Consider the following 19,446-nt stretch of genomic DNA (forward strand, 5'->3'; position numbering starts at 1 on the left):
ACCGGTCGCGTGTGCTTCAGGTGTCCATCGATGCAGCAGCCGACACATCACGGGAAAGACAGCCATCGGCGTCAGCGCGGAAACGAGTCAAACCACTGCATCGACGAACCATTCCAGTATCACTGCGTGGGTAGTTGGCCCAGGGTCGTACCAACCACGCACGGGCACCGCAGGCGCATCACTCCTCGGCAGGCGCCTCGTCCGGATCGCCGCCCTTGATCGACCAGAGCAGACCGTCGAGCTCCTCCGGCTTGACGAGCACTTCGCGGGCCTTGGAGCCTTCGCTCGGCCCGACCACTCCCCGGTTCTCCATGAGATCCATCAGCCTGCCCGCTTTCGCGAATCCGACGCGGAGCTTGCGCTGCAGCATCGACGTCGAACCGAACTGACTCGTCACGACGAGCTCCACCGCCTGCAGCAGCACGTCGAGGTCGTCGCCGATGTCCGGATCGACATCCTTCTTGTCCGACGCCTTGGCCGCGGTGACGGTCTCGTTGTATTCCGGCTCCGCCTGGTTCTTCGCGAAGTCGACGACAGCGCCGATTTCCTCGTCGGTGATGAATGCACCCTGCAGACGCGTCGGCTTTCCGGCACCCATCGGCAAGAACAGGGCGTCGCCCATTCCGATGAGCTTCTCGGCGCCCGGCTGATCGAGAATGACGCGCGAGTCGGTGAGCGACGACGTAGCGAACGCGAGTCGTGACGGCACATTCGTCTTGATCAGACCGGTGACGACGTCGACGGACGGTCGCTGCGTGGCCAGCACTAGGTGGATACCGGCCGCACGCGCCTTCTGCGTGATGCGGACGATCGCGTCCTCGACGTCGCGGGGCGCGGTCATCATCAGGTCGGCGAGTTCGTCGACGATCGCCAGGATGTACGGGTACGGCCGGTACACGCGCTCGCTACCGAGCGGCGCCGTGATCTCGCCCGACTTGACCTTCTTGTTGAAGTCGTCGATGTGCCGGACCTTGTTGACCTGCATGTCCTGGTAGCGCTGTTCCATCTCCTCGACCAACCACGCGAGCGCCGCCGCCGCCTTCTTCGGCTGCGTGATGATCGGGGTGATGAGGTGCGGGATTCCTTCGTACGGCGTCAGCTCGACCATCTTCGGGTCGATCAGGATCATCCGCACTTCCTCGGGCGTCGCGCGTGCGAGCAGCGAGACGAGCATCGAGTTCACGAAGCTCGACTTACCCGAACCGGTGGAGCCGGCGACGAGGAGGTGCGGCATCTTCGCGAGGTTCGCGCTGACGAAGTCTCCCTCGATGTCCTTGCCGAGCCCGATCACCAGCGGGTGGTGATCCTTGCGCGTCGACGGCGCGGTCAGCACGTCGGCGAGACGCACCATCTCACGGTCGGAGTTGGGCACCTCGATGCCGACGGCGGACTTGCCCGGGATCGGCGCGAGGAGACGCACGTTGTCGGTGGCCACTGCGTATGCGATGTTGCGATGCAGCGCGGTGATCTTCTCGACCTTGACACCGGGACCGAGCTCGACCTCGTACCGGGTGACCGTCGGGCCTCGGGTGAAGCCGGTGACCGCGGCGTCGATCTTGAACTGCTCGAGTACCTCGGAGATGGCCTCGATCATCGCGTCGTTGGCCTGGCTGCGCGTCTTGGGCGGATCCCCGTCGATCAGCAGCGACAGCGACGGCAGTGTGTAGTCGCCGTCCACGACGCGATCGACGACGATCTTGTCCTCGTCGGACGTCGGCTTCGGTTCGGTCGCCTTGACGACGGGCTTCGGCTTCGGACGGGAAGGCGCGTCGGCAGCAGGTGCCGCGACGGGTTCCGGCGTGGGTTCGGGTCCCGGCGGGATGACCTCGGTCGGCGCCTCGGGCGGCGGCGTTCGACGCGACCGCGGGCGCTTGACCGGGACGTATTCCTCGGTCGGATAGTTTTCGGCAGGAGTGGAGCCTGTGGAACTGTACGGATCGGCACCGTCGACGGGGTAACCGTCGAGAGCGCTGTCGTCGTAACCGCCGTAGCCGTCGTCGAATTCGGACCCGAAATCGGCGGGGTCGTAGTCGCCGTACTCGTCGCCCCGGCTGTCGGTGCCGAACAGCGACCGCATCCGATCCGGGACGTCACGGACCGTCGTTCCGGTCAGCAGGAGTACGCCGAACAGCCCGGCGAGGAGCAGCAGCGGAACGGCGAGCCAGACCGTGACACCGTCGGCCAGCGGGCCGCCTGCGACGTAGCCGAAGAAGCCGCCGCCCGTCGCGCGGCCCGCAGAATCCGCGGGCGATCCTGCGGCCAGGTGCCACATTCCGAGAATCGGCAGAGCTACCAGAATCGAACCGAGAACCAGCCGGGGGCGAATCTCGGGGTTCGGCTCGGACCGCATCAGTACGACGGCGAGCGCCACGCCGAGTACCGGCACGATGTACCCGGCGTCGCCGACGAGGGCGCGTACCGCGATTTCGATCCACTCACCGACGGGGCCGCCTGCGCTGACCCAGACGGCTGCTGCGACGACGACGCTGACGGCGATCAACCCGAGGGCAATGCCGTCGCGGCGGTGACCGTGCTCGATGTCCTTGGCCTTGCTGACCGTCCGTGTCGTCGCGCCGACGCCCTTGGCTGCCATCGACCAGGTCGACGAGATGCCGCGGCCAACCGCGTTCAGCGCACCCCCGCCGGACTTCTTCTTGGCGGGCCTGCGTGCAGCCGGTGTGCGCGTGGTGGCTTTCGCCGGGCTGGACTTACGCGGTGCCGTGGCTTTGCGTGGTGTCGACACCGTCCGCGTCGTTCGTCCTCCGGAGGACTTCCGCGATCCCCCCGAAGCACGCGACGTCGTCGAATCCCCGGCACCGCCGGCTCGCGAACTTCGAGTGCTGGTCTTTCCTGCCATGCCCTCAGGCTAGTCGCAAGAGCACCTTCGAAACCATCCGCAACACGAGTAACAGGCTAGAAGCTGCGATCGAGTTCTCGGACAGCGTCGACGTCGGCGGCGTCGCCGTCGGCCTCGATCACGACTTCGGAGCGGCCGAACGCATCCAACAGCAGCTCCGACGGCAACCCGATCAGGACGACGGATCGATCGCCCTTGCTCACCGTCGCAGTCCGGCCGTCAGGCGTGCGAAGGATCACGCCGACGCCTGCGCCGCGATACGCGAGACGTCCGATCTTCGACGCGATCGACCACAGCTTGTTCTCCATCGCCTCCGAGAGCACGCGCGGCTCCCATCCCGGCCGAGCGCGCCGCAGGTCCTCGTGGTGCACGAACATCTCGCCGACGTTGATCACCGGATCGAGCACCTTGAAGGGCGACCAGACCGGGGGTCCCGACGCGACCGCGGCCACCAGTTCCGGAAACGGCTGTCGCGCCACGCCCTTCTGGACCCGTTCGGTGTAGCCGGCGAGGAAGGGCAACAGAATTCCCGGCGCCGCGTCGAGACGCCGTTCTCGAACGACGAGGTGCGCGGCGAGATCGCGTGCGGTCCACTCTCCGCACAGCGTCGGCGCGGACTCCCCCACCGCGGTCAGAGTCGAGACGAGTTCGGCGCGTTCGTGTTGTGCGAGGCTCACACCGATACACCGTACGTGCCCCGTCGGCGATGCGCCGCAGGGCGAGCCGTAATCTCGGGCCGGTGCCGATCTCCGAAATTGTGATCATCCTCGTTGCAGGACTCGGTGCCGGAGCCATCAACGCCGTCGTCGGCTCGGGAACGCTGATCACGTTCCCCACGCTCGTCGCGTTCGGCTATCCGCCTGTCGTGGCGACGATGTCCAACGCCGTCGGACTCGTGGCGGGAGGCGTGTCCGGCACGTGGGGATACCGCCGCGAACTGCGCGGCCAGTGGAACCGACTGCGGTGGCAGATTCCTGCGTCGTTCCTCGGAGCTCTGCTCGGTTCGTGGTTGCTGCTGCACCTTCCGGAAACCGTGTTCGCTGCAGTCGTTCCCGTGCTGCTCGTCGGGGCACTGATCCTGGTCGTGGCGCAGCCTCGGATTCAAGCCTGGGCGCGATCACGGTCGGAGGCCGCGGGCAAGGCAGCCGACCACGTCGGCCGAGGGCATCTCGTGATGCTGACGATCGGAACCTTCCTCGTCGGCATCTACGGCGGTTATTTCACTGCGGCGCAGGGGATTTTGTTGATCGGCGTGATGGGAGCGCTGCTACCGGAGTCGATCCAGCGCATGAACGCGGCGAAGAACCTGCTGTCGCTGATCGTCAACATCGTCGCGGCCATCGCGTACACGATCGTCGCGTTCGACCGGATCAGCTGGGCCGCAGCGGGATTGATCGCCGTCGGCTCTCTGGTCGGTGGGTCGATCGGCGCTCGCTACGGACGGCGCTTGTCCCCCACCGCACTTCGTGCGACCATCGTCGCGCTCGGCATCATCGGCCTGTGGCGGTTGTTGGCCTGAACGACCGATGCGTGCGTAGTCGGTCCGGAGACCGACTACGCACGCACGGATACTGCAGGAGCGTTATCCCACTTCCATGACCGTCGGGACGATCATCGGCTTGCGGCGATACTTCTCCGCCACCCACCGACCGACGACGCGTCGCACGGCTTGCGCGATGCGGTGCGTGTCGGTGACGCCGTCGGATGCGAGGCGCTGCAGCTCGGCTTCGACGAGCTGGCCGGCTTCCTTGAGCGCGGCCGGGTCGTCGGAGAATCCGCGGCCCGACACCTCGGGAGCTGCGACTGCACGTCCGGTCGTCGAATCGACGGCGACGGTGATCGCGATGAAGCCGCCCTCGCCGAGAATCAGGCGGTCCGACAGCGTGGAGTCGCCGACGTCGCCGACCGACAGACCGTCGACGTAGACGTGGCCGACCGGTACCTGGCCGACGATGCGCGCGAGACCGTCGACCATGTCGACGACGACGCCGTCCTCGGCGAGCACGACGCGATCCTCGGCCACACCGGTGGCCTTCGCGAGCGCGGCGTTGGCGCGCAGGTGGCGCCACTCGCCGTGCACCGGCATGGCGTTGGTCGGACGCACCGCGTTGTACAGGTACAGCAGCTCACCGGCGGATGCGTGTCCGGAGACGTGCACCTTGGCGTTCTGCTGCGTCACGACGGTGGCGCCCCGCTTCGCGAGACCGTTGACGACGGCGAAGACGGAGTTCTCGTTGCCCGGAATCAGCGACGACGCCAGCACGACGAGATCGTTGGCCTTGACGTTGATCTGGCGGTGCTCACCGCGAGCCATACGCGACAGCGCCGACAGCGGCTCGCCCTGAGATCCGGTGGAGATCAACACGAGTCGGTCGTCCGGCAGCGTCGCGGCGACGTCGACGTTCACCTCGAGACCGTCCGGAACCCGGAGGTAACCGAGGTCCTGAGCGATCTGCATGTTGCGAACCATCGACCGGCCGACGAACGCGACGCGGCGGTTGTAGCGCTCGGCGACGTCGATGACCTGCTGAATGCGGTGCACGTGGCTGGCGAACGACGCGACGATGACGCGTTGCTTGGCCTTGCCGATGACGGTGTCGAGGACACCGCCGATCTCTCGCTCGGGAGTGACGAATCCGGGCACCTCGGCGTTGGTCGAGTCCACGAGGAACAGGTCGACACCCTCGTCACCGAGCCGCGAGAAGCCTGCCAGGTCGGTCAGTCGGCCGTCGAGGGGCAGCTGGTCGAGCTTGATGTCACCGGTGTGCAATGCGAGGCCCGCGTCGGTACGGATCGCGATGGCCAACGCGTCGGGAATCGAGTGGTTGACGGCGAAGTATTCGCACTCGAACGGCCCGTGGGTCGTCTTCTCCCCCTCGGTGACCTCGACGAGGTTGGGGCGCAGCCGATGCTCACGGCATTTCGCGGCGACCAGCGCGAGCGTGAACTTCGAGCCGACGACGGGAACATCGGGACGCAGACGCAGCAGGAACGGCACCGCGCCGATGTGGTCCTCGTGGCCGTGGGTCAGCACGACGGCTTCGACGTCGGCCATGCGGTTCTCGATGTGCCGGAAGTCCGGGAGAATCAGGTCGACGCCGGGCTGCTGGTCCTCCGGGAACAGGACGCCGCAGTCGACGATCAGCAACTTGCCCTGGTGCTCGAACACCGTCATGTTGCGGCCGATCTCGCCGATGCCGCCGAGCGCGACAACACGCAGGCCCTTGAACGGTGCCTTCGGCGGCGTCCCGAGACGCTCGGTGGGGTCTATCTCGCGACGGTTGTCCGGTCGCTGCGTCCGTGCCGAGTTCTGCACGACGGGTCGTGACTGCTGGGCGGGACGTGAAGTGGGCGGTCCTGCGCTTCGAGTTGCGCGGCCGCGTGATCGTGCTGGTCTGCTCATACAAGTACTCCTGCTGCCCGCAGATCTGCTGCGAGCAATTCGATGTGTTCGATGCTCGGCGGCACCTGGGGAAGTCGTGGTTCACCGACGTCGAGGCCGATGAGACGCAGTCCGGCCTTGGCCGCGCTGACGCCACCGAGGCGTGCGACGGACTTGATGACCGGGATGAGGCTGACGTTGATCGCCTGTGCGCGGGCGATGTCGCCCATCATGAACGCGGTGTGCAATTCGCGTAGGCGAGCGGGAACGAGGTGTCCGATGACGCTGACGAAGCCGGTGGCACCGACCGACAGCCACGGAAGGTTCAACGGGTCGTCTCCGGAGAAGTACTGCAGGCCGGTCGACGCGATCAGCTCGGCGCCCGCGTTGAGGTCGCCCTTGGCGTCCTTCACCGCGAGAATGCGGGGATGGTCGGCGAGACGACGCAGAGTCTCCGTTTCGATCGGGACGACCGAGCGCGGAGGGATGTCGTACAGCATCACCGGAAGGTCGGTCGCGTCGGCGACGGCGGTGAAGTGCGCGTAGATGCCCGACTGAGGCGGACGCGAGTAGTACGGGGTGACCACGAGGAGGCCGTGCGCGCCTGCGCGGGCTGCGTCACGAGCCAGTTCGACGCTGTGCGCGGTGTCGTTGCTACCGGCACCTGCGATGATCCGAGCGCGGTGGCCGACGGCGGCGATGACAGCGCGCATGAGATCGAGCTTCTCGTTCTCGGTGGTGGTGGGAGACTCGCCGGTCGTACCTGCCAGCACGAGACCGTCGTGGCCCTGCTCGACGAGGTGATGCGCAAGACGCACGCCCGCGTCGATGTCCAGCTTTCCGTCGGCCGAGAACGGGGTCACCATAGCGGTGAGCACCGTGCCGAACGGAGACTGGATGGGCGGAGCGGCATCACCGTATGTCATGGTCGGAAAGGTTACCCGGTGGTCTCGACCGCTTCGATCAGACCTCGGTGACGAACGGACTGTGCGCCACCTCCGAGCCGTCGGCGAGGACCGAGATCTCGAAGTCGCCGAAGACGTCCGGCGCTACCGTCGCCAGCTGACGCAGACACGCGACGGCGACGCGTCGAATCTCGACGTCGGCATGCTCGGACGCGCGCATCGACACGAAATGACGCCACGCCCGGTAGTTACCGGTGACGACCACCCGGGTCTCGGTGGCGTTGGGCAACACGGACCGAGCCGCCTGACGCGCCTGCTTGTTGCGCATCGCCGCACCGGTGACGCCCTCGAGCTTGTGCTCCAGCGCCGCGAGCAGTTCGGCATAGGCCTCGCGGGAGGCGTCGGTCGCGGACGTGAACAGCGCTTCGAGCTCGGGATCGCCTTCGATCGCGGGGGGCACGATGACGTTCGCGTCGCGCTCGTTGACGAACCGCTGCGACAGCTGCGAGTACGAGAAATGGCGGTGACGAATGAGCTCGTGGGTGCACGAGCGCGAGATGCCGGTGATGTAGAAGCTCACGGACGCGTGCTCGAGCACCGACAGATGCCCGACGTCCAGAAGGTGCTGGAGATACGACGCGTTCGTCGCCGTCCGCGGGTTCGGCTTGGACCAGCTCTGATAGCAGGCGCGCCCGGCGAATTCGATCAGCGCTTGTCCGCCGTCGGCGTCGGTCTCCCACGGGATGTCCTCGGGCTGGACGAAATCGGTCTTCGCCACCAACTGAACCTTCAGCGAAACCGTCTTCGACACCGCATCCCTTCCGCCCCTGCTGCTGAAATATCAGTGCGACTGTAGTCGTACGTCACTGTGACGCCTTGCGTGACGTCAGTTATGACGTCACACTGGCGTCATGGAACTCGATTCGTACACCGCGTCGTTGCGTGCCGACCTCCTTGCCGCGGCTGCCCTCGGCGACGAACGGACACGACAGACCGCCGACGCCCTCGGGTCTGCAGCCCAGGCGTCGGCCAGGTTGATGTTGCTGCAGGCCCTGTCCGATTTCGCCGAGGAGATCTCGGCGCTGATCGACGGCCACTCGGTGCACCTGCGTCTGACCGGGAACGAGGCCGTAGCCGATGTCACCCGTGACGTCGACCCGGCCGAGACCGAGGCGACGACACCCGAGCCCGAGGACTATCCGACGATGGAGGACGTCACCGGCGAAATGCGACGCGTCACGCTGCGCATGGTCGAGCACGTGAAGGAACGGGCCGAGGAGGCCGCGTCGATGAACGGGGTGTCCCTCAATTCGTGGCTGTCGCAAGCGGTTCAGGGCGCGTTGCGCGACCAGATGCGCAAGGAACGTCCGTACTGATTCAGTTGCTCCTCGTCGATTCGGTGTTCTCACGCCAGGCACGCTCGAACGGCAGCCGCCAGGCGTTCGGAGCGATCAGCTGATGAATGGCATTGGGACCCCACGATCCCGGCGCGTACTGACGCACGGGCGGCGGGTCCGCGAGTAGCGGTGCCGACACCTCCCACAGCCGTTCGATGCCCTCGGCCGTCGTGAACAGGGTGTGGTCGTCGTGCATTGCGTCGAGAATCAGTCGTTCGTAGGCTTCGAGAACGTCTGCGGCCCTTTCGGTGTCGCCGATCGCGAACTGCATGCTCAGTTTGTCCAACTTCATGCCGGGGCCGGGGCGTTTGCCGTAGAACGACAGCGACACCTTCGACGCGTCGGCGAGGTCGAACGTCAGGTGGTCGGGACCTTGTGCGCCGACGCCGGAGCCTGCCGGGAACATACTCTTCGGTGGCTCGCGGAACGCGATGGAGATGATGCGTTGTCCCTCGGCCATCTTCTTTCCGGTGCGTAGGTAGAACGGCACGCCTGCCCAGCGCCAATTGTCGATTTCGCACCGCAACGCGACGAACGTGTCGGTCTCGGAATCGGGTGCCACGCCCGGTTCCGAGCGGTAGCCGTTGTACTGCCCGCGTACGACCTTGCGCGGATCGAGGGGAACCATGGATCGGAAGACCTTGTTCTTCTCTTCGCCGATCGCGCCCGGTTCGAGGGCAGTCGGCGGCTCCATCGCCATGAACGCGAGGATCTGGAACAGGTGGGTGACCACCATGTCCTTGAATGCTCCGGTCGACTCGTAGAAGTTGGCGCGGCCGTCCAACGACAGCGACTCGGGAACGTCGATCTGAACGTGGTCGATGAAATTGCGGTTCCAAATCGGTTCGAACAGACCGTTCGCGAACCGGAACGCCAGAATGTTCTGTGCGGGTTCCTTGCCCAGGAAGTGGTCGATGCGGAAGATCTGCTCCTCGTCGAACGTCTCGTGCAGTCTGGCGTTGAGCGCGATCGCGCTGTCCAGGTCGGTGCCGAACGGCTTCTCCATGATGATGCGTGACCGCTTCACCAGATCGGCCTCGCCGAGCATGTCCACGACTGCCAGAGCGGCCTTCGGCGGGACGCTCAGGTAGTGCAGGCGTCGGACGTCGGGCCCGAGTTCCGTTTCGGCGTGTGCGACCGCTTCCGCGAGCGCGGCAGGCCCGTCCTTCTGCGAGACGTAACTGAGTTTGCCTGCGAATTCCCGCCACTGCTCCTCGGACACCTTACGAGACGAGAACTCGTCGATCGCTTCGAGTGCCATCTGCCGGAACTCGTCGCTCGTCATCTCCTCCAGCGACGTTCCGACGACGCGGATGCGCGGCGCCAGATCGGACAGAACGAGATGCATGAAGCTGGACAACAGCTTTCGGCGTGCCAAGTCGCCGGTCGCTCCGAACAGCACGACGACCTGGGGTGGCAGTTCTTCGGTGGGCGCGGTCATGAAATGAATGGTGTCATCATCACGCCGACGCCGCGAGTGCTGCAACCAGATCCCCACGCTCCCCGATGACGATGGTCCCCAGTTCGAGCCAGTCGGCCATTTCGCGTAGTACAGGCAGGAGCCGGTCCGCGATGACGGCCGCGTCGCGGTCGCCGTCGACGAAGGCCCCGAGAACTTGCAGTTCCGATCGGGCTCGGTCGCCCTTGAGGTCGACGCGCGCAACGAGTTCCCCGTCCATGAGAAACGGGAAGACGTAATAGCCGTGAATGCGCTTGTGCTGTGGGGTGTAGATCTCGATGCGGTAGTGGAAGTCGAAGATTCGCTCCACCCGTGGCCGAAAGAAGATCATCGGGTCGAACGGGCACAGCAGAGTAGCACCGTTGGCGGAGCGGGGAATTCGTGCGTCGACGTGCAGGTAGGCAGGCGCGCCCCACCCGTCGACCTCGACGGGTTCGAGCGTCCCCGCCTCGACGAGGTCGACGATCGCCGCCTTGGTCTGCCTCTGCGAGAGTCGGTAGTAGTCACGCAGGTCCGGTTCGGTCGCGATTCCCAGTGCCACAGCGGAATTCGTGACGAGCTGGCGCACGGCATCGGCTTCGTCGACGTTTCGAGCGAGGATGTCCGCCGGGATGACCCGCTCGGTGAGGTCGTAGTGCCGGACGAAACCGGCGCGAGTACCGACGGACACGACACCGGCTGCGAACAGCTGCTCGCACACGACTTTGACGTCACTGCGATCCCACCACGGCCCCTTGCGGCCCGGCCGCTCCACGTCCAACGCGCGCTCGATCTCGCCTGCGCTGGACGGACCCGAGTCGGTGATGACGGCCAGAATGTCGTCGGCAAGAGTGGGGTTTCGCTCGAGCACGGACTTGGCGCCACCCCACCGGCCGTGTTCGTAGAGTTCGGTGCGCCAACGCATCAGCGGCCAGTCCTCGACGGGAATCAGCGCGGCCTCGTGCGCCCAGTATTCGACGAGCGTGCGTGGACTGCGCTTGGTGTCCGTCCACGCAGCCCTGTCCACGAGAGTGCGGTCGTACTTCCCGACGCGGCTGAACAAGGGTGCGTAGTGTGCGCGCACAAGCACGGACACCGAGTCGATCTGTAGCAGACGGTTCCTGTCGATCACTTTCTGCACAGCACGCGTCGACGCCCCACGATCGGTCACCGGATGCGGCGACGCCAATCCCTGGGCAGCAAGAGCTGTACGCCTCGCCATCGCTGCACTCATCTCGCGCATACACGCCACCTTGCCACGGGGCACCGACACGGATCGTCTCCGGCGCCCAGCCATACTGTCGCGCCATGTCCTCCGGAGTCCACCGATCCTCGGCCGGGTGCACAAGTGTTGCCGGCGTCCATGAGCCACCGCACCGGCACGCGCACACGTCCGAACACGGACGCGCCTGCTTTCACAAGCAACGGCGCGGGTCCGCCGAGACGTCAACCCATCAGCGTCGCCGCGAGGGTTCCTCCGAGCTCGTAGCAGGAATCGCGGGCCGACTTGTCCACGGCCGTGACTTCCACTGCAGCAGAGACTTGTTCGAGCGCCCACCCGGTCACGATCTTCGAAATGGCCGTGACCGCGCCCGTCGTGTCGTTGTTGCCGTGCACCCACATTCCGTACGGACGCCCGGCGATCGCGTCGAGGCACGGGTAGTACGTGGTGTCGAAGAAGTGCTTGAGCGCCCCGCTCATGTAACCGAAGTTCGCGGACGTGCCGAACAGATAGCCGTCGGCCTCCAGCACGTCCGGCACCGTCGCGCCCAGTGCAGGGACACTCCGAACCGTCACACCCTCGATTTCCGGATCACTTGCTCCCGCCAGAACCGCTTCCAGCAGTTCCCGCGTCGACGGGGACGGCGTGTGATGGATAACGAGGAGTGTGGTCACTTCGACGCCGACTCCGCACGCTCCAGTGCAACCGCGCGCTTCATCGTCTCGCGAGCCCGACCCCGGTCGCCCGCGTAGTCGTACGCCCGAGCCAGCCGGTAGGAATTGCGCCAGTTGTCGGGGTCCTTCTCCCACTCCCCCTTGACCTGCTGGAACAGCTCGTCGGCGGCGTCTCGGGAGATGCGTCCCGACGGCATCCGCGGAAGATCGGACACGTCGAGCTCGAGATCCTCGTCGCGAACTCGCGACGCCAGGTGCTGGTGCTCGAAACCTGCCTTCAGCGTCGCCCACACGATCCACAGTCCGATGACGGGAAGCAGAATCACTCCGACACCCAGCCCGACGTTCACCGCACCACCGGTCTGGATCAACGAGACACCGCGTCGACCCAACAAGTAGAAGTAGAACGCCAGAATCGCCACCATCACAGCGATGGTGAGCAGGATCTTCGTCGCCTTGTTCATGGGTTCTACAGATCCAGGAACGGATCGAGTCCGACGGTCAGGCCGGGACGACCGGCGATCTCCCGCACACCGAGCAGCACGCCCGGCGCAAAGGACGTGCGGTCGAGCGAATCGTGACGGATGGTCAGCGTCTCGCCGAGGGTTCCGAACAACACTTCCTGATGCGCCACGAGACCTGCGAGCCTGATCGAGTGAACGCGCACTCCGTCGACCTCCGCGCCGCGGGCGTGATCGAATTCGGCCGTCGTGGCGTCGGGACTTTTCGCGACACCTGCCTTCGCACGTGCGTCGGCGATGACCTCGGCGGTGCGGTACGCGGTACCCGACGGCGCATCGGCCTTGTTCGGGTGATGCAGTTCGATGACCTCGACCGAATCGAAGAACCGCGCGGCCTGCTCGGCGAAACGCATGGTGAGCACAGCTCCGATGGCGAAGTTCGGTGCGATCAGAACTCCCGTCTCGGGGGAGCCTTCCAGCCAGGACCGCACGGTCGCGAGTCGCTCGTCGTCGAATCCGGTGGTGCCGACGACGGCGTGGATTCCGTTCTCGACGAGGAACCGCAGATTGTCCATGACGACGTCGGGATGGGTGAAGTCGACGACGACCTGCGTGGAGGCGTCGACGAACGTCGACATCGAGTCGCCCTGATCGACGGTCGCAACTAGTTCCAGGTCGGATGCGGCGTCGACGGCAGAACAGATGGCCTGCCCCACCTTGCCACGGGCTCCGAGAACGCCGACCCGGATAGGTGCTTCTGAACTCACGACTGCTCCACTCTGTGCTCCGACCGGAAAATCCATGCAGGTGGAAGCCTACTGACTGTGGAGCCGTCGTTCGTACGCTGGTCGCGCGTCACCCTCCGAAGAGGTTCTTCGCCTTGAGGGTCAGTTCGTACAGCCCGTAGGCGAACGGAACGGCGACCCAGATCCAGGCCACGACCATCACCGTTCGTTGACGTGTCTCGTTCATGCCGACGCCTCCTTCTCGTAGAACTTCTCGTCCACCGGTTTGATCAATTCGTTGGCGACGAACCCGATGACGAGGAGAGCGATCATCACGTAGAACGCCGGGAGATAGCGGCTCGTCGAACCGGTGTCACCCGCGTCGGCGATGGCGTTGACGATCAGCGGGCCCAGCACGCCTGCGACCGACCACGCGGTCAGCAGTCGACCGTGGATGGCACCGACCTGATACGTGCCGAACATGTCCTTGAGGTACGCGGGCATGGTCGCGAAACCTGCGCCGTAGAACGACAGGATCAACAGCGCCGAGATCAGGAACAGCACCTTGTTCGAGTTGGTGAACAACGCGATGTACAGATACAGCAAGGCACCGACCCCGAGGTACAGACGGTAGATGTTCTTCCGTCCCACCAGGTCCGAGACCGACGACCACACGAACCGGCCGATCATGTTCGTCAAGGACAGGAAGGCGACGAAACCGGCTGCGGCAGCAGCCAACGACTCGGCGGAGAGGGCGTCGGGAAAGAAGTCCTGGTAGATACCCGACGCGCGCTCCAGAATTCCGATGCCGGCAGTCACGTTGAAGCACAGCACGATCCACAGCAACCAGAACTGCGGGGTCTTGACGGCATTCGCAGCCGAGACGTTGTGCGTGGACACCAGCGGCGACGACGTGTCGGGATTCCACCCCTTCGGCTTCCAGTCGTCGGCCGGAACGCGGATGAGGACGACGCCGAGCGCCATGAAGATCGCGTAGCCGACGGCCAACACGAGGAACGTCTTGGCGATGGACGCGTTGGTGAATCCGCCGAAGCCCGAAAGCAATTGGGTCGTGAGCGGCGAGGCGATCAATGCGCCGCCACCGAAACCCATGATTGCGATACCGGTGGCCATGCCGGGTCGGTCGGGGAACCACTTCATGAGTGTGGAGACCGGTGAGATGTAGCCGATACCGAGCCCGATTCCACCGACGAACCCGTAGCCGAAGATCACGAGCCAGAACTGACCGAGGCTCATTCCCAACGCGGACAACAACAATCCGCTGACGAAGAAGATCAGCGAGACGGCCATGGCCCAGCGGGGCCCGTTCTCTTCGACGCGGGTACCGAAGATCGCCGCGGACAGTCCGAGCATGACGATTGCGAGTTGAAACGGGATCGCGGTCACGGTCCCGCTGAGGTCCGAGGCGGTCGGCGCGGAGATCGCGCTCTTGAACACGCTCCAGGCGTACGCCGATCCGATCGCCAGGTGAATCGACAGCGCCGCGGGCGGAATCAGCCAACGATTCCATTCCGGAGTCGCGACGACTCGCGCGCGTTCGAGGATGGGCAGAGTCATGCGTACCCCTAGTTCGTGGTTTCTCGATACTGTGTCCGGTTCATTAGTGAGTCAAACATCACACCACCTGATCCGGTGCAGTGGGGTCACCGGAGTCGGCGCTACCGTCGTTCGGTGACCAACGACTCGATACCGGTCCTGCAAGCAGAGAACGTCGACCTCGTGCGAAACGGGCGATACCTTCTGCGCGACGCTTCGGTGCGCCTCGAACAGGGCGAACACTGGGTACTTCTCGGCGCGAACGGAGCCGGCAAGAGCACGCTGCTGAGCCTGCTGGGCGCATTCGTCCACCCCACGCACGGGAGTGTGCACGTCCTCGGTCACCGGCTCGGGCGCGTCGACATGCGCGAGCTGCGCACTCACATCGGCCACGTCGACCCACGCCTGCGTGTCGAGCCGTCGTTGACGCTGCTCCAGACGGTGTTGACCGGGATGACGAACACTCCCGATCTGGTTCCGCGCTGGTCCCCCACCGACGACGAGGTGGCACGGGCTACGTCGTTGATCGACGCACTCGGCGTCACGCATCGCATCGATTCGCCGTGGTACACGCTGTCGCAGGGCGAACGCGGACGGGCACTCATCGCTCGCGCGCTCCTGCCGGACCCCGCGCTGCTGCTGTTGGACGAGCCCGCGACCGGTCTCGATCTTGCTGCGCGAGAACAACTTCTGACGGCGTTGGACGGCATCCGGGCCGAGCATCCCACGCTCTCGAGCATTCTCGTCACACATCATCTCGAGGAGATTCCTTCGTCGACGTCGCATGCAGTGCTGCTGCGCGACGGCCACATCATGGCCATCGGCCACGTCGACGACGTCCTCACCACCGAGAACATCAGCGAATGCTTCGATCACCCCATCGAGATCGCACGACGTAACGGGCGGTGGGTAGCCACCGCCCGAAGTCGCTAGAACGTGATGACCTGACGGATGGCGTTGCCGTCGGCCAGTTCGTCCATGCCGCGGTTGATCTCGTCGAGCGTGATTCGCGAACTGATCAGCTTCTCGACGGGAAGCCGGCCTTCGCGCCACATCTGCGCATACTTCGGAATGTCTCGCGACGGCACCGCCGAACCGAGGTAGCTTCCGACGATCGTGCGGGCTTCGGCGACGAGTCCGAGCGGCGAGATCGACGACCGCGCATCCGGTGCCGGAAGTCCGACGGTGACCGTCGTGCCGCCCGGTGCCGTCGCGGCCACCGCTGCCTCGAACGCGCGCGCATTGCCCGCCGCCTCGATGACGACGTCGGCCTTGATGTTCTGCTCTTCACGCTCGGCCGGCGAATAGGTCTGTGTCGCACCGAGTTCACGCGCGGTGGCGAGCTTGTCCGGCACCGCGTCGACGCCGATGACCTGTCCCGCTCCGACGGACACGGCCGTCAGAATCGACGCCATCCCGACCCCACCGAGACCGATCACCATGACCGACTGCCCCGGCGTGGGACGGCCCGCGTTGAGTACCGCACCGCCGCCCGTCAACACGGCACAGCCCAGTACCGCAGCGACGTCGGCCGGAATGTCGTCGTCGACGGGCACGACGGACTTGCGGCTGACGACGGCATGGGTCGCGAATCCGGACACCCCGAGGTGGTGCTTGACCTCGACGCCGTCGCGGTTCAAGCGCCGGCCGCCGTCGAGAAGCGTTCCGGCGTTGTTGGCGGCGCTGCCCGGGATGCACGGCATCTGGCCGTCGGTGCGACAGCCGTCGCACTCCCCGCACCGCGGCAGGAACGTCATGACGACGCGGGTGCCGACCGGAACGTCGTGCACTCCCGCGCCGACGGCTTCGACGCGGCCCGCGGCTTCGTGTCCGAGGAGCATCGGCACCGGTCGCACGCGGTTACCGTCGACCACCGACAGGTCCGAGTGACACAGGCCCGCGGCTTCGATCCGCACGAGCAGTTCGCCCTCACCGGGAGGTGCGAGTTCCAGCTCCGAGATGGAGATGGGATGCGAGTGGGCGAACGGCCGTGAGCGTCCGATTTCTTCGAGTACAGCGCCGCGGATCTTCATGACCCCACTCTAGGTGAGCAGAAATGTCTCCAGGTGAGTGCGAATGTATAGCCCTCTATACATTCGCGCTCACGTGCGACGACGTCGCCTACAGCGGCAGACGCGGCCTCAACAGATGCGCGACGAGTCCCGTCCACCCGGTCTGGTGCGACGCCCCGAGCCCCTCACCGGTGTCGCCGTCGAAGTACTCGTTGAACGTCGGGTGCACGCTCCACAGCGGATCGTCGGTCGATTCGATTCGGTCACCGTCGGCCGGTCGTTTGCCGTCGACGGGGCGGAACAACGACGCGAGGCCGTCGTCGATCAGGTCGGCAGCCTCGGTCAGGGTGCGGTGATTGCCGGAGCCGGTGGGAATTTCGATCGTGAACGAGTCGCCGTAGTGCCGGCCGTAGGCGCGCAGCTTGTCCGCGAGCAGCACGTTGACCGGGAACCAGATGGGCCCTCGCCAGTTCGAGTTGCCGCCGAACATTCCGGTTCTGGACTCGCCGGGCTCGTATTCGATCGACACGTGCCGTCCGTCGATCTCGTAGGTGACGGCGTCACGGTAGGACGCCGACAACGATCGAATGCCGTACTGCGACAGAAATTCTTCGGAATCGAACATGCGGGACAGCACACGCTTCAGACGTTCGGGTTCGACGAGGGACAACAGCACACGTACCTCGTCCCCGTCCTTGCGAGCGAGCAAAGGGCTCACCATCTCCGGCCTGCGCTGCTGAACCCACCGCAATCGAGCGGTCAGATCAGGACATTCCTTCTCGACCCACGACGGAATCTCCGTGGCGCCGAGGATCGGCAGCAGACCGACCATCGATCGCACACGCATCGGCGTCGCATCGCCCTCGGGCGGTACGAGAACGTCGTAGAAGAAGCCGTCCTCGTCGTGCCACAGCGAAATATGTTGTGAGCCGAACGATTTGACCGCACGGGCAATCGACAGGAAGTGCGCGAAGAACTTGGTGGCGGCGTCGTCCCACGCGCGGTCGTGTCGTGCCAGTTCGAGCGCGATCTTGAACATCTGCTGGCAGTAGAACGCCATCCAACTCGTCGCGTCGGACTGCTCGAGCCGGAACCCGGGAGGCAACGGCGCGGACCTGTTGAACAGACCGATGTTGTCCATTCCGAGGAACCCGCCCTCGAAGATGTTCGACCCCTCCGAGTCCTTGCGATTGACCCACCACGCGAAGTTGAGCAGCAACTTCGTGAAGACCCGTACGAGAAACTCGCGATCGCGGTAGCCGTCGATACGGTAGACATGCCATGCCGCCCATGCGTGTACGGGCGGGTTGACGTCGCCGAATTCCCATTCGTACGCCGGCAGTTGGCCGTTGGGATGCATCGACCATTCGCGGCACATGAGTACGAGCTGTTCCTTCGCGAAATCCGGATCGACGTGCGCGAGCGGAATGGTGTGAAAAGCCAAGTCCCACGCGGCGAACCACGGGTACTCCCACTCGTCTGGCATCGAGATCACGTCCGCCAGGGCAAGATGCTGCCAGCGCGAGTTACGCGCGCCGGTGCCGCGGCGTGCCTCGGGAGAGGGCTCGCCGACCTTGTCTCCCTCGATCCATTGCTCGACGTCGTACCGATACAACTGCTTCGTCCAGAGCAGACCGGCGTACGCGCGACGCGCCACGTGGCGGTCGTCGTCGGAGAGGTCGGGCCCGATGACGGCGCGATAGAACTCGTCCGCCTCGGCGCGCCGGTCGGCGACGACGGCGTCGAACCCGCGGCCGAACGTCTGCTCGTCCGGGGCGGCGGTCGACAAGCGTAACTTGACCTCACGGGTCTCTCCGGGTGCGACGTCGTCGAGGCTGTACCAGAACGCCGATTTCGTCCCGGTCTGCGCGGGATCGACCGCGCTCTCGTCCCCGTCGACGACGCGTCGGCCGATTCCGTCCTTGCTGTAAGCGCTTCGGTTCTCCTGCCCCCACAAGGCGGCCGCATTGGTGTCGTTGTCGCAGAACAGAACCCGAGGTCGACCCTCGGCAGCGAGGTAGTAGCGGCCGAGAAATCCGTGCTGCGCCTCTACTGCTCGTACGGCCCCGGACTGCAGATGCGACGGATCGACCTCGTCGAGCGTGCCGCGGCGCTCGTCGCGTCCCCACGCCCACGTGTTTCGGAACCAGAGGTGCGGCAGCAGGTCGACCGACGCCGCATCCGGTCCGTGGTTGGTCACCGAGATGACGATGCAGATGTCGTCGGGCGACGCCTTCGCGTACGTCACCTGCACGTCGAAGAATCGGTTCTCGTCGAGAATTCCGGTGTCGGACAGCTCGTATTCGCGATCGTCCCGTCCGCGGCTCGCGTTCTCCTCACGCAACTGCTGGTACGGGTACTCGGCCTGCGGGTAGCGGTAGAGCCACTGCATCCAACTGTGCGTCGGGGTGCCGTCGACGACCCACCAGTACTCCTTGGCGTCCTCCCCGTGGTTGCCCTCGCCGTTGGTCAGACCGAACAGGCGCTCCTTCAGAATGGGGTCCTTGCGATTCCACAGCGCGAACGCGAAGTTGAGGAATCCGAAGCGATCGCTGATCCCGCCGAGCCCGTCCTCGCCCCATCGATACGCCCGAAGGTGCGATTGGTCGAACGGAAACGACTGCCACGCGTCGCCATCGGCCGAATAGTCCTCTCGGACAGTGCCCCATTGACGTCCGGCGAGGTACGGACCCCACTGGCGCCACGGCCCGCTCACCCCGGGGGATTCTGCGAGACGTGCATGCTCGACGGAGGGCGGTGCGGCAGGAGAGTCAGCGGCGTCTGTCACGCGTCCAGTGTGCTATCTCGACGTCTCG

16 protein-coding genes are annotated in these 19,446 nt (G+C 65.4%); 3 read left to right on the forward strand and 13 right to left on the reverse strand.

Annotated features, from left to right (window positions below; genetic code table 11):
* Window positions 1–178: 178 nt before the first annotated feature.
* Entirely contained in the window at window positions 179–2,857 is a 2,679-nt protein-coding gene (locus DK926_RS15450; protein ID WP_243636841.1) for a DNA translocase FtsK, read from the reverse strand.
* A gap of 56 nt (window positions 2,858–2,913) precedes the next feature.
* Window positions 2,914–3,534: a TIGR03085 family metal-binding protein gene (locus DK926_RS15460; protein WP_114331173.1), complete on the reverse strand. Its 621-nt coding sequence runs from the start codon at window positions 3,532–3,534 to the stop codon at window positions 2,914–2,916.
* A 62-nt stretch (window positions 3,535–3,596) separates the two neighbouring features.
* Here DK926_RS15460 and DK926_RS15465 point away from each other — a divergent pair, with 62 nt between their 5' ends.
* Entirely contained in the window at window positions 3,597–4,376 is a 780-nt protein-coding gene (locus DK926_RS15465) for a sulfite exporter TauE/SafE family protein (protein WP_114331174.1), read from the forward strand.
* A 63-nt stretch (window positions 4,377–4,439) separates the two neighbouring features.
* Here the strand turns inward: DK926_RS15465 and DK926_RS15470 are convergent, their stop codons facing one another.
* Genes DK926_RS15470 through thyX form a run of 3 tightly spaced genes read right to left on the reverse strand, consistent with a single transcriptional unit; the run spans window position 4,440 to window position 7,955 of the window.
* The gene (locus DK926_RS15470; protein ID WP_240930984.1) at window positions 4,440–6,260 is read right to left on the reverse strand and encodes a ribonuclease J; all 1,821 of its coding nucleotides are present in this window, start codon (window positions 6,258–6,260) and stop codon (window positions 4,440–4,442) included.
* Window positions 6,257–7,165: a 4-hydroxy-tetrahydrodipicolinate synthase gene (gene dapA, locus DK926_RS15475; protein ID WP_114331175.1), complete on the reverse strand. Its 909-nt coding sequence runs from the start codon at window positions 7,163–7,165 to the stop codon at window positions 6,257–6,259. Before dapA ends, DK926_RS15470 begins: the two co-directional genes overlap by 4 nt.
* A gap of 37 nt (window positions 7,166–7,202) precedes the next feature.
* On the reverse strand, window positions 7,203–7,955 hold the full coding sequence (thyX, locus tag DK926_RS15480; protein WP_068428845.1) for an FAD-dependent thymidylate synthase: 753 nt from the start codon (window positions 7,953–7,955) through the stop codon (window positions 7,203–7,205).
* 100 nt (window positions 7,956–8,055) lie between these two features.
* Here thyX and DK926_RS15485 point away from each other — a divergent pair, with 100 nt between their 5' ends.
* Window positions 8,056–8,520, forward strand: coding sequence for a toxin-antitoxin system HicB family antitoxin (locus tag DK926_RS15485; protein ID WP_114331176.1), 465 nt, complete (start codon window positions 8,056–8,058; stop codon window positions 8,518–8,520).
* A gap of 1 nt (window position 8,521) precedes the next feature.
* Here DK926_RS15485 and zwf read toward each other — a convergent pair whose 3' ends face one another.
* From zwf to DK926_RS15515, 6 genes are all read right to left on the reverse strand, one after another.
* Window positions 8,522–9,982 (reverse strand): glucose-6-phosphate dehydrogenase, encoded by a 1,461-nt coding sequence (gene zwf, locus DK926_RS15490; protein ID WP_068429200.1) that lies wholly within the window; start codon window positions 9,980–9,982, stop codon window positions 8,522–8,524.
* Window positions 9,983–10,001: 19 nt separating this feature from the next.
* A complete protein-coding gene (locus DK926_RS15495; protein WP_114331177.1) occupies window positions 10,002–11,222 on the reverse strand; it encodes a crosslink repair DNA glycosylase YcaQ family protein in 1,221 nt (406 codons plus the stop codon).
* A 203-nt stretch (window positions 11,223–11,425) separates the two neighbouring features.
* Window positions 11,426–11,875, reverse strand: a complete 450-nt coding sequence (locus DK926_RS15500; protein ID WP_114331178.1) for a flavodoxin family protein — start codon at window positions 11,873–11,875, stop codon at window positions 11,426–11,428.
* The gene (locus DK926_RS15505) at window positions 11,872–12,339 is read right to left on the reverse strand and encodes a hypothetical protein (RefSeq protein WP_068428837.1); all 468 of its coding nucleotides are present in this window, start codon (window positions 12,337–12,339) and stop codon (window positions 11,872–11,874) included. The genes DK926_RS15500 and DK926_RS15505 overlap by 4 nt, the downstream gene beginning before the upstream one ends.
* 5 nt (window positions 12,340–12,344) lie before the next feature.
* Window positions 12,345–13,103 carry a 4-hydroxy-tetrahydrodipicolinate reductase gene (dapB, locus tag DK926_RS15510; protein WP_243636842.1) on the reverse strand — a complete coding sequence of 253 codons (759 nt, stop codon included), beginning with the start codon at window positions 13,101–13,103 and terminating at the stop codon, window positions 12,345–12,347.
* A 201-nt stretch (window positions 13,104–13,304) separates the two neighbouring features.
* On the reverse strand, window positions 13,305–14,639 hold the full coding sequence (locus tag DK926_RS15515; protein ID WP_114331180.1) for an OFA family MFS transporter: 1,335 nt from the start codon (window positions 14,637–14,639) through the stop codon (window positions 13,305–13,307).
* A 114-nt stretch (window positions 14,640–14,753) separates the two neighbouring features.
* On the opposite strand from DK926_RS15515, the gene DK926_RS15520 reads away from it, so the two are divergent.
* A complete protein-coding gene (locus DK926_RS15520; RefSeq protein WP_114331181.1) occupies window positions 14,754–15,551 on the forward strand; it encodes an ATP-binding cassette domain-containing protein in 798 nt (265 codons plus the stop codon).
* On the opposite strand, the gene DK926_RS15525 is transcribed toward DK926_RS15520, so the two are convergent.
* Complete coding sequence (locus DK926_RS15525) at window positions 15,548–16,651, reverse strand: alcohol dehydrogenase catalytic domain-containing protein (protein ID WP_114331182.1); 1,104 nt, start codon at window positions 16,649–16,651, stop codon at window positions 15,548–15,550. The genes DK926_RS15520 and DK926_RS15525 overlap by 4 nt on opposite strands.
* Before the next feature lie 88 nt (window positions 16,652–16,739).
* Window positions 16,740–19,418 (reverse strand): glucosidase, encoded by a 2,679-nt coding sequence (locus tag DK926_RS15530; protein WP_114331183.1) that lies wholly within the window; start codon window positions 19,416–19,418, stop codon window positions 16,740–16,742.
* Between the last annotated feature and the right edge of the window lie 28 nt (window positions 19,419–19,446).

It is taken from the genome of Rhodococcus sp. Eu-32, from assembly GCF_003336925.1.
In the GTDB taxonomy this organism is placed as follows: domain Bacteria; phylum Actinomycetota; class Actinomycetes; order Mycobacteriales; family Mycobacteriaceae; genus Rhodococcoides; species Rhodococcoides kyotonensis_B.

Coding starts and splice junctions, on each gene's coding strand:
- DK926_RS15470 (WP_240930984.1), bottom strand. CDS start 6,260: ATGAGCAGACCAGCACGATCACGCGGCCGCGCAACTCGAAGCGCAGGA.
- DK926_RS15450 (WP_243636841.1), bottom strand. CDS start 2,857: ATGGCAGGAAAGACCAGCACTCGAAGTTCGCGAGCCGGCGGTGCCGGG.
- zwf (WP_068429200.1), bottom strand. CDS start 9,982: ATGACCGCGCCCACCGAAGAACTGCCACCCCAGGTCGTCGTGCTGTTC.
- DK926_RS15525 (WP_114331182.1), bottom strand. CDS start 16,651: ATGAAGATCCGCGGCGCTGTACTCGAAGAAATCGGACGCTCACGGCCG.
- dapA (WP_114331175.1), bottom strand. CDS start 7,165: ATGACATACGGTGATGCCGCTCCGCCCATCCAGTCTCCGTTCGGCACG.
- DK926_RS15485 (WP_114331176.1), top strand. CDS start 8,056: ATGGAACTCGATTCGTACACCGCGTCGTTGCGTGCCGACCTCCTTGCC.
- DK926_RS15495 (WP_114331177.1), bottom strand. CDS start 11,222: ATGCGCGAGATGAGTGCAGCGATGGCGAGGCGTACAGCTCTTGCTGCC.
- DK926_RS15505 (WP_068428837.1), bottom strand. CDS start 12,339: ATGAACAAGGCGACGAAGATCCTGCTCACCATCGCTGTGATGGTGGCG.
- DK926_RS15515 (WP_114331180.1), bottom strand. CDS start 14,639: ATGACTCTGCCCATCCTCGAACGCGCGCGAGTCGTCGCGACTCCGGAA.